Source organism: Salinibacterium sp. NSLL17, from assembly GCF_015864935.1.
In the GTDB taxonomy this organism is placed as follows: domain Bacteria; phylum Actinomycetota; class Actinomycetes; order Actinomycetales; family Microbacteriaceae; genus Rhodoglobus.
Genome location: NZ_JADYWH010000002.1, coordinates 323,981 through 336,941 on the forward strand (window position 1 = coordinate 323,981; position 12,961 = coordinate 336,941).

A 12,961-nucleotide genomic window follows, 5' to 3' on the forward strand; every position below is an offset into this window, starting at 1 on the left:
TTTCCCGTTCTTTGCCCGGTTGGTCACGGGAGGCAGGCGGCGGGAATCGGGTTCCCGCCGTCTGCTGAGTTTCCGTTCCGCTAGGAGAAAAGGCCTTCGCGCTCGGCACGGCGGCGACGCTGTTCTTCCGGATCCGGTAGCGGCACGGCCGCAATGAGACGCTGGGTGTATTCCTCTTTCGGACTACGCAGCACTTGATCGCGCGTTCCCTGCTCCACGATCTTGCCGCGGTGCATCACTGCGATGCGGTCGGCAAGAATATCGATCACCGCCAAGTCGTGGGTCACGAACAGGCACGCGAATCCGAGTTCTTTCTGCAGTTCTTGAAAGAGCTCAAGCACCTTCGCTTGCACCGAAACGTCGAGCGCCGACGTTGGCTCATCGGCCACAAGCAGTTTGGGGCTGAGCGCCAGAGCGCGCGCGATGCCGACACGTTGGCGCTGACCGCCCGACAGTTCGTGCGGGTACCGGTTACGCATGTGAGAGGAAAGCTGCACTCGGTCGAGCAGAAGACTCACGCGGGCTTCTTCGTCTTTGCGACTGAAACCGCCACCGAGACGCATCGGTTCTCCGATACTCTCGCCAATCGGCATCCGGGGGTTCAACGACGAACCCGGGTCTTGAAAGACGATGCCGATATCGCGACGAACCGCGCGGAGTTTGGCCTTGTTGATGCCCACCATGTTGGTGCCGACGATGTCGAGCGTGCCCTCTACCGCGGGGAGCAGGCCAACAACGGCACGACCGATCGTGGTCTTGCCCGAGCCAGACTCCCCCACAAGGCCGAGCACTTCACCCTGACGAATCGTGAGGTTGATGTTATCGGCGGCGCGGAACGCGGGAACCCGACCCCGCTTGGGGTATTCAATGGCGACGTTAGTCATCGTCACGACGACTTCACGATCATCCTTCGAGGCGGATGCTTCGCCAGCTTCACCGAGGTGAGGCACGGCCGCGAGCAGAGCCTGAGTGTACGGATGCGTGGCGCCGGCGAACAGCGAATCTGCTGTTCCGGTCTCCACAACTTCGCCATCCTTCATCACCATCACGCGGTCAGCGAGATCAGCGACGACGCCCATATCGTGAGTGATGAGGATGATCGCGCTGTCGAGCTTCGAACGCAAGTGGTGCAGCAGTTCCAGAATCTCGGCTTGCACGGTCACGTCGAGAGCCGTCGTCGGCTCATCGGCGATGAGCACGCGGGGGTCGCACGAGATGGATTGCGCGATCATGGCGCGTTGGCGCTGCCCTCCCGACAACTGGTGCGGGTACGAGTCGAACGCCTTCTGCGGGTCGGGAAGCTCCACCATCGCCAGCAGTTCGAGGGCGCGCTTCTTGGCATCCACCCGCAACATGCCGGCGTTGTGCACTTGAAGCGCCTCAACGATCTGGAAGCCGATGGTGTACACCGGGTTGAGCGCCGTCATGGGCTCTTGGAAGATCACCGCGATGCCGGCACCGCGCAGCTGACGCAGTCGGTGGAGGGAGGCTCCGACGAGTTCTTCACCGGCGAGCTTCACACTGCCCGAGATACGGCCGTTCTCGGGCAGAAGCCCAAGCAGTCCCATGGCGCTCGTGCTCTTGCCCGAACCTGATTCGCCCACAATGGCGAGAACGTCGCCGCCGTGCAGCGTGTAGCTGACGTTCTTGGCCGCTGTGACCCACTCGCCTTCGACCCAAAAGTCAACGCCAAGGTCAGTGACCTCGATCGCGGGAACCTTTGCGGTTGCCTCAGTAGTAGCTGATTCAGTCATCAGGAGTCTCGCCTTTCACCCTGGATGCGTGGCTCTCGTGGGAACATGGTTCCGTGTCGCCAAACTTCACCCTGCACTCGCGATTCGGGCGCGTACTTTCGATTGTTGTCATTGCTGCCTTTGCAGCGGGACTCGTTGTCACGGCTGTTCAAGGCCGGTGGCTGGATGCCCTGCAAGTCGCCCCCGTCTTCGGACTGCTCAGCGTGCTTACGTGGGCCATGTTCTGGCGCCCCCAGGTGCGCGTGACCGCTGCCGGCGTGACCCTGCATAACGTGCTGCGCACCATTGAGGTCGCGTGGCCCGAGATCCGCCGCATCGACACCAAATACGCTCTCACTTTGGAAACCGCGCACGGCAAAGCCACGGCGTGGGCCGCGCCCGCTCCGGGCCGCCATGCGGTCTTCAGCGCCGTGCGCCAAGACGGCAAGAACCTGCCCGAATCGAGCTACCTTGCGGGCACGGTGCGACCCGGCGACCTCATCACGTCGGATTCCGGTCAGGCCGCGTTCGTCATCCGCACGCACTGGGAGCAATTGCGCGATGCCGGTCACTTGGATGCCGCCACGAGCGAGTTCACCAAGCTGCGAGTCACGTGGCACTGGCGCACCATCGCGGCTCTCGTTGCGCTGACGCTGCTCAGCATGCTCACGTCGTTCAACTAGCTTCGACGCCATCACTTGTTCGACGTCCTGTCGCCGGGACGTGCTCCGGGAATGTAGGCCTTGAAGAAGCTGCCGACCTCGGAACCCAGGCTGCGCTGACGCGGCACGCGCTTCTGGCGGGGGTCGAACGCATCGCGCAGACCATCACCGATGAAGTTGATGCACAGCGCTATGACCACGATGAACAGACCTGGCCACCAGAACAGCCACGGGCGCGTCTTGAACGCTTCGTTGTATTGGCTGATGATTTGACCGAGTGAAATGTCGGGATCAGTGATGCCGAAGCCGAGGAAGCTCAGCGAGGTCTCGAGCAAAATCACTGCGCTCATGAGCAGCGTCGCACTCACGACGATCACGCCGACGGTGTTGGGCAGGATGTGGCGGAAAATGATGCGGAAGTCGCTGGCGCCAGCCACCCGGGCTGCATCCACGAACTCTCGCTCGCGCAGGCTCAGGAACTCGGCACGCACGAGTCGCGCCATTCCGGTCCAGGCGATGAGCCCGATCATGACGGCCAGCAGGAACGCGTCGCCACCGATCGTCTGGCCGAGAACGGCACCGAGGATGAGCAGCGGCACGATGATGATCACGTCAGTGATGCGCATGATGACTTGGTCGACCCACCCGCGGTAGTACCCGGCGAGAGCACCGAGAACGACGCCGATAACGGTCGAGATGATTCCCACGATGAAGACAACGTTGAGCGACTGTTGCATGCCGCGCATCACGCGAGCAAAGACGTCTTTACCGGTGTTGTCTTGCCCGAAGGGGTGCTCGCCGAAGCTGAACGGCCACCACGTAAAGGTCGGGGCGCCACCGGGGAGCATGATGTCGTAGCGCTCCCACCAGGTGTAGCCCCACCAACCGGGGATGCGGAATCCATCGACGATGAGTCGCGTGCCGGAGGGGTCGGGTGTGAGCTTGCCGGTACCGCCGATGACGGTGCCCACCGAGGTGAAGGCGAGCAGCACGAGGAAGAGCAACACGAAGACCGAGACAACGGCGCCGCGGTGCTGCAAGAAGCGGCGGCGCACGATCGCGCCCTGGCTGAGCCCTACTGTTGCGCGCTGTTCAATGCTGAGTTCTTGGCCTACCGACTGTTCGTCGGCGACGGGCTTCTTGTCGGTCATGATCAGCTCACCCGAATTCTGGGGTCAAGGGCCGAGTACAAGAGGTCGGCAATAACGTTGAAGATAACGGCGAGGATGCCGGTGACGAGGAAGAATCCCATTACCAAGTTCACGTCGATGCGGTGCAGCCCCTCGTTGAAGAGGGAGCCCATCGCCTGCCAGGCGAAGACTCTTTCTGTGATCACGGCACCACCGATCACCGCCCCGAAGTCGAGCGCGATGATGGTCGCGATCGGGATCATGGCGTTGCGGAACGCGTGACGCATCACCACGGTGCGTTCGCCGAGTCCCTTGGCGCGAGCAGTGCGCACGTAGTCCTGGTTCATCACGTCGAGCAGACTGGCGCGAGCGTAGCGTGTGTAGGCCGCGAGAGAGATGATCATGAGCGCGATCGTGGGCAGCAACATGTGGGTCAGTGAGTCAAGCATGTTCAGCCAGGTGTCATCCACTCGACGGATGGCGGGAGTCGAGGCACCGATCGTCGCGATCACACCATTGCTGAGCGGGATGCGCGCCACGTACTCATCCCAGCGGATGAACATCTGGTCGAGCACGAGTGGGAGCACGCCCAATCCGCCAACGATGGCGGCGGTGCGAGCAACGACAGCCTTGCCATCGCCACCGACGAAGAAGCCGACGAGGAGGCCGAGCCCCACCAAGATGGCGAGAACGAGCAGCACCGTCCACGGGCTGTTGACGTAGTAGAAAAGAAACTGGAACGGCCAGCTCAAGACGACCGTCAGCACCACGATGATTCCGACCGCGAGCAGAGCACGACGGTTCTGGAATCCGGTGGAAGTGAAGAGCACAACCGCACCCGTCGCCACTGACATCAGAGCGATTCCGACAAAGCCAATCGAGGGGCTTTCGAACCAGCGCGTGACATCGAGAAGGATGAGCAGCGCGGCCACACCGCCGCCGACGCTCACGAAAGAAATAACACGAGTTCGCAGTTCGCCGCCGACAACTGAAGAGGCAACGAAGCCCATCACGATGCCAATGATGAGAATCGACCACCACGGTATGACGGGGTCGCCGAGGAACGAGTTGAACTGAATGGCACCGAACTCTTTGAGGAGCACCGCGACCCAGAAAATGGGGAGCGAGTAAAAGACGAAGGTGAGGAACGTGACGACGTAGTCGTAACCGCTGTACTGGCGAAGCGCCGTGGTCATTCCGATGGCGACACCGATCACGATCGCGAGGATCGTAGCGGCGAGCACCAGTTGAAGCGTGGAGCCGAGTGCTCCACCGATGGCTTCGATCACGGGCTGCTGGCCTCGCGCGACTGAGATACCAAGGTCGCACTGGCCGATAAAGCAGGCCCCGACTCCTCCGAGCCAGAAGAAGTAGCGAATCACGGGTGGCTGATCGAGATTGAGCAGCCCACTCAAGTACGCGATTTGATCTTGAGCGCTGGGATCTCGACTGCCTCGAAGTTCTCGAAGCGGATCACCGGAATTGGCGGTTAGTACATAGACGATAAATGAGGCCACAAGCAGAACAAGAAGAGTGGCCACAAGGCGCCTGGCGACAAAGGTCAGCACCGGAGATCCTCATTTCGGGGGCATGCAAAACAGAACAAAAACAGTGCCGCTGAACGGCATAACGACGTGCACGCAAGTGGGCCGGACTGGGAGTCCGGCCCACTCGTGAGCGCTACCGAGAAATTACTCGGAGTCGGTCGGTGCCCACTCCCAGAAGTTCCAGAAGTAGGTCGGCGACAGTGGACTCGGGTCCACGTTCGTTACTGAGTTGTTCCAGACGGTGATTCCGGGGAACTGGAAGAGAGTAACGCCGTACGCGTCTTCCCACACCAGCTTCTCGACCTCAACCTGGATCTCGGTCTGAACCGCAGGGTCCAGCTCGGTCTCGAGGTCCTTGAGGAGTCCGTCTACCTCGGTGTTGGAGTATCCACCGAAGTTGCTGGGCTGGCCGGTACCGAGGTACTGGTCAGAACCGGTGAGCGCGAGGCTCGTTGACTGCCATGCGAAGATAACCGCGTCGTGCGGGTTGACCGGCAGTGCTTCCTTGTCGGTGAATGCCCAAGTGGGCTCCGAGTCGTCAACAACCGTGAAGCCGGCAAGAGCAGCCGACTGCTGGATGAACTCGAACTCTGATGCACGACGGACGTTGCCCTCGGGGTACCAGAACTTGACCTCAACTGGAGTGGTCACTCCGGCATCAGCGAGCAGCTTCTTGGCGCCATCGATGTCGACCTCGGCGTAGCCAGCCGAACCGTTGCTCGAAGCAATATCGTCGTAGCCGGGAGCACCAGGGATCTGCAGTACCGAGTCACGCAGAGTGGCGTTTTCGTTCAGCGGCACGATCAGCTTGTCGAGGATCTCCTGACGAGGAATGACCTTCAGGAATGCCTGGCGAACTGCCTTGGCGGTGTCTTCGTCTCCACCATAGGTGGCGGCGTCGAACGGACCACCGTTGTTGAACGTGAGGTCAACGTGCTCGTAAGTCGCTTCATCCGCAGTTACGTAGTCAGCGTTGTCGAGTCCCTTGACGAGCTCGAGCACGTCGGGAGTCGGCTGGCCGGCTGCGATCTGAACGTCACCGTTCTCGATGGCCTGAACCTGAGCGGTCGAGTCCTCGATCTGGCGAACGATGATGCGTTCGTACTTAGGCGACGGGCCCCAGGTGTAGAGCGGGTTGGCCTTGAGCGCAACGTACTCGTTTTCTACGAGTTCATCGAGAACGTAGGCACCGCTCGAGAGAGCAACAAGGTCGCTGTCGGGAGTGCTCGGCGCCTGGTAGGCGTCGTTCCACGCCTTGGCTACCGGGGTGAGCCATTCGACGTCGTCGTTCTGAACTGCCTCGACGAACATCGCCTTTGCTTCCTCGGGATCAGTGATCTCGGGGTAAGCAAGCGACACGACACCGTGAGCGGCAACACCCATGTCGAACTGGATCTCCCAGTCAACGTAGGCCTTGTCGTACACGATCGTGATGCTCTTGTCGTCGATCTCCGGCAGAGCCGAAGCAAGGTCACCACGCGGGTTGGCGTGGGTGAAGAGCGGAGCGCCTTCAGCATCCTCAACACCGGCGAAGATTGTGGTCCACGCGAGCAGCAAGTCAGCGGAGTCGATGGGGGTTCCATCAGACCAGGTGACGTTGTCGTTGAGGGTGTACTTAACCGTCAGAGGGTCATCGCTCGTCTTTTCGAACGAGCCGAAGTCGGTGTTACGCACGAGAGCTGGCTCGCTGTTGTAGTACAGGAACGTTGAGTTCATCATGTACAGCACAACGTTGTTCGCTGTGTTGTTACCTGCTGCACTGCTTCCGTTGAAGTTGTCAATCAAGTCATTCCACGCCACCGTGATCTCGGTGTCGGCAATTACTTCTGACTCATACGGCGGAGTACACCCTGTTAGGGCGAGGGCTCCGGCCGCGAGCACAGCTATGGCAGCTGAGACGCGCTTCTTCTTCATCTTTCCTCCAGTAGAAAGGTGGTCGAAGGGACGGTGTAGACCAATCCCATGGCCGCCATTACACCGTATTGCTGAACGTCAGGGCAATAGAAACTGACGATTCGCACAATTCGCAACAAGAACGACACAATCCTGCGCGGATTCCTGTGTCTACCCCACAGTGGGGGTGATGCGCGGATGAGCGGAGGGTGAGAGGGCACAGCATTTGTGGCCTCCACGGGGGTGCGCTAAAGGGCCCGCCACACACACACGTTCGAGAATTGGCCTACCGCGCGACTGAACGCGATGACACAAGAAATTTACACACCAGCACAGCAAGAGCACACGGCATCCAACCTAGACTTGAACCCAGCTAAGCCCACACCGGCTGTCACTGTTGCCGCTGGACAACAGAAAGGAGTGCGCTGATGCCTGCAGAGAACGCCCCGATCACCATTTCGATCGAACGCACCGTTGACCCCGCCCGTATCGCGCAAGCCACTGCCTGGATGCAAACCGGCATCAACCTCGCCACCACCTATCCCGGCTTTCTCGGCTCCGGCTGGGTACGCGCCGGCACCGACAGCACTACGTGGCACATGCTTTACCGGTTCGCGGATGACGCAGCACTCTTGCACTGGGAGCAATCCCCCGAACGTGCGTGGTGGCTGCAGAGCGGCAGCCCGTTCATGAGCCAGCACCGCAGCGAGCGCCGCACAGGCATCGAAGGCTGGTTCGATGAACCGACCGAGGTGACCGTCGAGCACGCGGGAGCCACCCCTGCGGTTTCCGCCGCACCACCCCGCTGGAAACAAGCCGTGACCATTTGGTTGGGCTTCTTCCCCCTCAACCTCGCATTCACCTACCTTGTGACCCTGCTCGTGCCCGGCTGGGATACGCTGCCGATCCTCGCGCGCGTGCTTCTCACCACGCTCTTCCTCACGCCGATCATGACCTACGTGTTACTGCCCGGAGTAACCCGGATGCTGCGGCGCTGGTTGTCACCGACGAAGTAACGGCGCGGCCAGAATGGCGCACAGCGCGTAAGCTGAAGGGCTATGTCTGCCTCCGAAGTTCACTCCGCCAGCACCGCGACTGTCGCGAGCGCTGACATCGTGGTGACCTTCCCACCCGAGCTGCCCGTCAGCCAGCGCAAAGACGACATCGCGAAGGCCATTCGCGAGAACCAAGTCGTGATCATCGCGGGAGCGACCGGTAGCGGAAAAACCACCCAGCTGCCCAAGATCTTGCTCGAATTGGGCAAGACATCCATTGGGCACACGCAGCCACGAAGGATTGCCGCGCGCACCGTTGCTGAGCGCATTGCCGAAGAACTCGGTAGCGAACTCGGTGACCTCGTGGGCTACCAAGTGCGATTCACCGATCGTGTGGGCAAAAACACGCGCGTGAAGCTCATGACCGACGGCATCCTGCTGAATGAGATTCACCGCGACCGGGACCTCAAGAAGTACGACGCGATCATCATCGACGAGGCCCACGAACGCAGCCTCACCGTCGACTTCTTGCTCGGCTATCTCAAGCAGCTGCGGGCCCGCCGCCCCGATCTCAGCATCATCATCACGAGTGCCACAATCGACCCCGAAAGCTTCTCGAAACACTTCGATGGCGCGCCCATCATTGAAGTCTCTGGCCGCACCTTTCCCGTCGAGATTCGGTACCGTCCCCTCGTTGCCGAAGAAAGCACTGGCGACGATCTCGAAGCGGAGGATGCCGAAGAAGCGGCCGCGAACCGCGCCGACCGCGATTATCTCGAAGGCATAAACGACGCCCTCGACGAGCTCTCTCGCGAGAGCGACGGCGACGTGCTCGTGTTCCTCTCCGGCGAAACCGAAATTCGGGATGCCGAAGAATCCATCCGCGCACGCATCAGTGCCGGCAAACTCTCCGAGGGCACCGAAGTGCTCCCCCTCTACGGCCGACTGAGCTCCGCCGAACAGCACCGCGTGTTCGAGTCGCGCCGCACGCCCGGCACGCGACGCCGAATCGTGCTCGCCACCAACGTGGCCGAAACCAGCCTGACCGTGCCCGGCATCCGCTACGTCATCGATGCCGGAACCGCGCGCATCAGCCGGTACAGCACGCGCGCGAAGATTCAGCGTCTGCCGATCGAGGCCATCAGCCAGGCCAGCGCCAACCAGCGCTCGGGCCGTTCCGGACGAACGAGTGACGGAATCGCGATCCGCCTCTACTCCGAAGAAGACTTCAACGCACGCCCCGAGTTCATGGAACCCGAGATTCTGCGCACCAACCTCGCGGCGGTCATCCTGCAGATGATCTCTCTCGGCCTCGGCAACATCGCCGAATTCCCGTTCTTGCAGCCGCCAGATTCTCGCGGCATCAAAGACGGTCTCGACCTGCTCACCGAACTCGGTGCCGTCGAGAACACCGCTGCGCTCCGCAGCACCAAAACCTCATCGAGCGTTACCGGCCCACGCTCAGCCGGCGGAAAAGAACCGAAAGATGCGGCCCCGCGCATCACCCGCATCGGCAAGCAGCTCAGCCAGTTGCCGATTGACCCCCGGCTCGCGCGCATGGTGCTCGAATCGAAGCAGCACAGCACGACCCGCGAAGTCATGGCGATTGTTGCCGGTCTCAGCATCCAAGACCCACGCGAGCGTCCGCTCGATAAGCGCCCGCAAGCCGACCAGCAGCACGCGCGCTTCATCGACCCCACCAGTGACTTTCTCTCCATGCTCAACCTCTGGAACTACCTCGAAGAGAAACAGAAAGAACTCTCGGGCAACCAGTTTCGACGTATGTGCAAAAACGAATATCTCAACTATTTGCGCGTGCGCGAATGGCACGATGTTTACCGCCAGTTGAGCCGGATGGCCAAACCGCTCGGTCTCGTGATCGGTGACGCGCACTCGAATCCCGACGGCATCCATCGCTCACTGCTGGCCGGCTTGCTCAGCCACATTGGCCTCAAGGATGTCGCCAAGCGCGACTACATCGGCGCCCGTCAGACTCGGTTTGTCATCTTCCCCGGCTCAGCACTGGCCAAGAAACAGCCCAATGCGATCATGAGCGCTGAGCTCGTGGAAACGAGCAGGCTTTTCGCACGGATGAATGCGTCAATCGATCCGGTGTGGGCTGAGAAGCTTGCCGGCGATCTCGTGAAGCGCAGCTATTCGGAACCGCACTGGGAGAAGAAGCAGGGCGCCGCCGTCGCGTTCGAGCGCGTGACGCTCTATGGCGTCACGCTCGCCGCTCGCCGCCGCATCCAGTTTTCGCGCGTTGATTTGCCTGCCGCCCGCGAACTCTTCATTCGCCATGCCCTTGTTGAGGGCGAAGACGACCTGACGAAACGCGACAAGCGCGTGTGGGGCTTCGACGCCTCCAACCGCGCACTGCGGCGTGACCTCGAGCAGCTCGAAGAGCGCAGCCGTCGCCGCGATATCTTGCACGACGACGAAACCATTTTCGAGTTCTACGACAAGCGTGTGCCCGCCACCGTGGCCTCCGTGCGCGACTTCGAAGGCTGGTGGAAGAAAGCTCGTCACGACTCCCCCGACCTGCTGACGCTCACGACCAACGACCTGCTCGAGAATGCGGATGACGCCGAAGTCGACGAGACCGCTTTCCCGACCACATGGGTGCGCGGCGATCAAACGCTGAGCCTGACGTACCGCTTCGAGCCCGGCACCGACGATGACGGAGTAACCGTCGCTGTGCCGCTGCCCCTACTCGCCGGACTTCGCCCCGAAGGCTTCGACTGGCAAGTGCCTGGGCTGCGCGAAGAACTCGTGACCGCGCTCATCAAGGCCCTGCCGAAGCCCATTCGCCGCAACGTCGTCCCCGCCGCTGACTGGGCTCGCCGCTTGCTCGAAAACGCTCCCGACGATCCCGCCGCCGCCGCCCTCGACGAGGGCCCAGGCGTGACCGAATATCTGGCCAAAGAAATCGCGAGACTGACCTACGTCAAGGTCGCGGCATCCGACTTCGAACTCGACCGCGTTCCCGCCCACTTGAAGGTCACCTTCGCCGTGATCAACGAGCGCGGCAAAAAAGTCGGCGCCAACAAGTCACTGCGCAGCCTGCAAGCGAGCCTCAAGCCGGTCGCCCGCGAGAGTGTTGCCCGGGCTGTCGAAGGCGCCGCTCAGCGGTCGCCGGAACGCTCCGCAGACACCCTCGAACGCTCCGGAATCACAACCTGGGATTTCGGCGAACTCGATCGCTCCCGCGACACCAAGCACGGCGGCAACACCATCCGCGCCTACCCCGCACTCGTAGATGACGGCGACTCGGTGTCCATTCGCCTCATGTCGACTCCCTACGATCAGGCCATCGCGCACCAGAGCGGTGTGCGTCGCCTGCTGTTGCTGGCGATTCCCTCGCCGCTCGGCTACATCAACGAACATCTCACGGGCACTGAAAAGCTGGTGCTCGCCCAGAGCCCGTATCGCTCCACGAATGCGCTCTTTGACGATTGTTTGCGCGCGTGCGTTGACTCCGTGATGGGCGATCGCGACATCTTCTCGCAGAGCGAATTCGAAGCGCTGCGGAACGAGATTTCGGCAGGGCTTGTCGACTCGCTGTTTACGACCGTCTCGCTCGTGGCATCCATTGTTTCAGGCGTTCGACTGGCCGATAAGGCGATCCGTGCCGCAACAAGCATGCACCTGATTGCACCACTCGGAGATGCGCGCGAACAGCTCGATGCACTCGTCTTCCCCGGCTTCGTGTCGGCGACAGGGCTCATCCAGTTGCGCCGGCTCCCGGTCTATCTGAAGGGCATCGAGCATCGGGTTGCAAAGCTCACGGAGAACCCCGGTCGCGACCGCGGGTGGATGTCCGAAGTCGAATTAGCGACCCGACGCTATAAGGACGCGGGCGGCACTCTGCCGCTAGAGCAGCATCCCGAACCGCAGATCGTGCGCGCCCGGTGGATGCTCGAAGAACTACGGTTGAGCCTCTTTGCGCAACACTTAGGAACCGCCGAATCGGTAAGCCTGCAGCGCATAGCCAAAGTGCTCGCTTCCTAAACCCTGTTATTCAGCGGCCCGTCACCCCCACAAGTTACTCTGGAGGCTGCGAGAAGCACGATAACCGGCCTCTCTTCTGAAAGAAAGCAGTTCACGCGTGTCCGAAAGCACCACCGATCACCCGACCACCCACGAAGTTTCCGCCGAGATCGCGCGCTCGTGGCTTTTGGTTGCCGCAACTCGCCCCGAAGACTTCGACGCCGCTGAGCGCTCACGCGCCGACCAGATCATCCTCGACGTTGAGGATGCCGTAGACCCGCGCCTCAAGTCCACAGCTCGCGATTCCGTTGTCGAATGGTTGAGCAATGGTGGCAGCGGGTGGGTTCGCATCAACGACCGCACCTCCGATTTCTGGTCAGACGATGTGGATGCTCTCGCCGGTCTCCCCGGCTTGCGCGGAGTCATGCTGGCTAAGGCCGAAGCAGCAGCTCACGTTTCTGAAACCTTCGACCGCCTCAAGGGAGTCACTCCCGTGATCGCCCTCGTGGAGTCCGCACTCGGCATTGAAGAAGCAGTGTCGATTGCCCGCGCCCGCGGCGCCTACCGTCTTGCCTTTGGCAGTGGCGACTACCGTCGCGACACCGGTGCCAGCGCCGACGACCTCGCCATGGCCTACCCTCGCTCGCGCCTGGTTATCGCCAGCCGCGTCGGCAACCTGCCCGGCCCCATCGACGGCCCAACCGTCGGCACGAGCCACCCCGTTCTTCGCGAACAGGGCGGCATGGCCGTCTCCCTCGGCATGACAGGCAAGCTGTGCCTCGACATCGAGCAGCTGCCGATCATCAACGAAGTCATCAGCCCTACTCGTTCGGATGTCGCGTGGGCTCGCGAATTCTTGGAAGACTTCGAAGCTCGTGGCCGCGTCATCCGCGACGGCAGTGACCTGCCCCGCCTTGGCCGCGCACAGAAGATTGACAAGCTCGCTCGCGCGTTCGGTGTCGAACCGGCCTAACCGTAGTGCTTAAGCGGACTCGCCGTTAGTCTTGAACC

General features: G+C 61.6%; 8 protein-coding genes. 4 read left to right on the forward strand and 4 right to left on the reverse strand.

Going from position 1 to position 12,961, the window contains the following annotated elements:
• Positions 1–80: 80 nt before the first annotated feature.
• On the reverse strand, positions 81–1,754 hold the full coding sequence (locus I6E51_RS11205; protein WP_197107672.1) for an ABC transporter ATP-binding protein: 1,674 nt from the start codon (positions 1,752–1,754) through the stop codon (positions 81–83).
• Positions 1,755–1,807: 53 nt separating this feature from the next.
• Between I6E51_RS11205 and I6E51_RS11210 the strand changes: the two genes are divergently transcribed.
• On the forward strand, positions 1,808–2,416 hold the full coding sequence (locus tag I6E51_RS11210; RefSeq protein ID WP_197110363.1) for a PH domain-containing protein: 609 nt from the start codon (positions 1,808–1,810) through the stop codon (positions 2,414–2,416).
• Between the two features lie 11 nt (positions 2,417–2,427).
• Here I6E51_RS11210 and I6E51_RS11215 read toward each other — a convergent pair whose 3' ends face one another.
• From I6E51_RS11215 to I6E51_RS11225, 3 genes are all read right to left on the reverse strand, one after another.
• The gene (locus I6E51_RS11215) at positions 2,428–3,546 is read right to left on the reverse strand and encodes an ABC transporter permease (protein WP_197107676.1); all 1,119 of its coding nucleotides are present in this window, start codon (positions 3,544–3,546) and stop codon (positions 2,428–2,430) included.
• A gap of 2 nt (positions 3,547–3,548) precedes the next feature.
• Positions 3,549–5,093 carry an ABC transporter permease gene (locus I6E51_RS11220; RefSeq protein WP_197107678.1) on the reverse strand — a complete coding sequence of 515 codons (1,545 nt, stop codon included), beginning with the start codon at positions 5,091–5,093 and terminating at the stop codon, positions 3,549–3,551.
• A 123-nt stretch (positions 5,094–5,216) separates the two neighbouring features.
• Complete coding sequence (locus tag I6E51_RS11225) at positions 5,217–6,986, reverse strand: ABC transporter family substrate-binding protein (RefSeq protein ID WP_197107680.1); 1,770 nt, start codon at positions 6,984–6,986, stop codon at positions 5,217–5,219.
• Between the two features lie 407 nt (positions 6,987–7,393).
• Here I6E51_RS11225 and I6E51_RS11230 point away from each other — a divergent pair, with 407 nt between their 5' ends.
• From I6E51_RS11230 to I6E51_RS11240, 3 genes are all read left to right on the forward strand, one after another.
• The gene (locus I6E51_RS11230; protein WP_197107682.1) at positions 7,394–7,981 is read left to right on the forward strand and encodes an antibiotic biosynthesis monooxygenase; all 588 of its coding nucleotides are present in this window, start codon (positions 7,394–7,396) and stop codon (positions 7,979–7,981) included.
• Between the two features lie 42 nt (positions 7,982–8,023).
• Positions 8,024–11,971, forward strand: coding sequence for an ATP-dependent RNA helicase HrpA (gene hrpA / locus I6E51_RS11235; protein WP_197110364.1), 3,948 nt, complete (start codon positions 8,024–8,026; stop codon positions 11,969–11,971).
• A 97-nt stretch (positions 11,972–12,068) separates the two neighbouring features.
• The gene (locus tag I6E51_RS11240) at positions 12,069–12,923 is read left to right on the forward strand and encodes a CoA ester lyase (protein WP_197107693.1); all 855 of its coding nucleotides are present in this window, start codon (positions 12,069–12,071) and stop codon (positions 12,921–12,923) included.
• Positions 12,924–12,961 lie beyond the last annotated feature (38 nt).

What these genes read in the sequence shown, in the direction of transcription:
- I6E51_RS11205 (WP_197107672.1), bottom strand. Translation starts at nt 1,754, where the DNA reads ATGACTGAATCAGCTACTACTGAGGCAACCGCAAAGGTTCCCGCGATC.
- I6E51_RS11215 (WP_197107676.1), bottom strand. Translation starts at nt 3,546, where the DNA reads ATGACCGACAAGAAGCCCGTCGCCGACGAACAGTCGGTAGGCCAAGAA.
- I6E51_RS11225 (WP_197107680.1), bottom strand. Translation starts at nt 6,986, where the DNA reads ATGAAGAAGAAGCGCGTCTCAGCTGCCATAGCTGTGCTCGCGGCCGGA.
- I6E51_RS11230 (WP_197107682.1), top strand. Translation starts at nt 7,394, where the DNA reads ATGCCTGCAGAGAACGCCCCGATCACCATTTCGATCGAACGCACCGTT.
- hrpA (WP_197110364.1), top strand. Translation starts at nt 8,024, where the DNA reads ATGTCTGCCTCCGAAGTTCACTCCGCCAGCACCGCGACTGTCGCGAGC.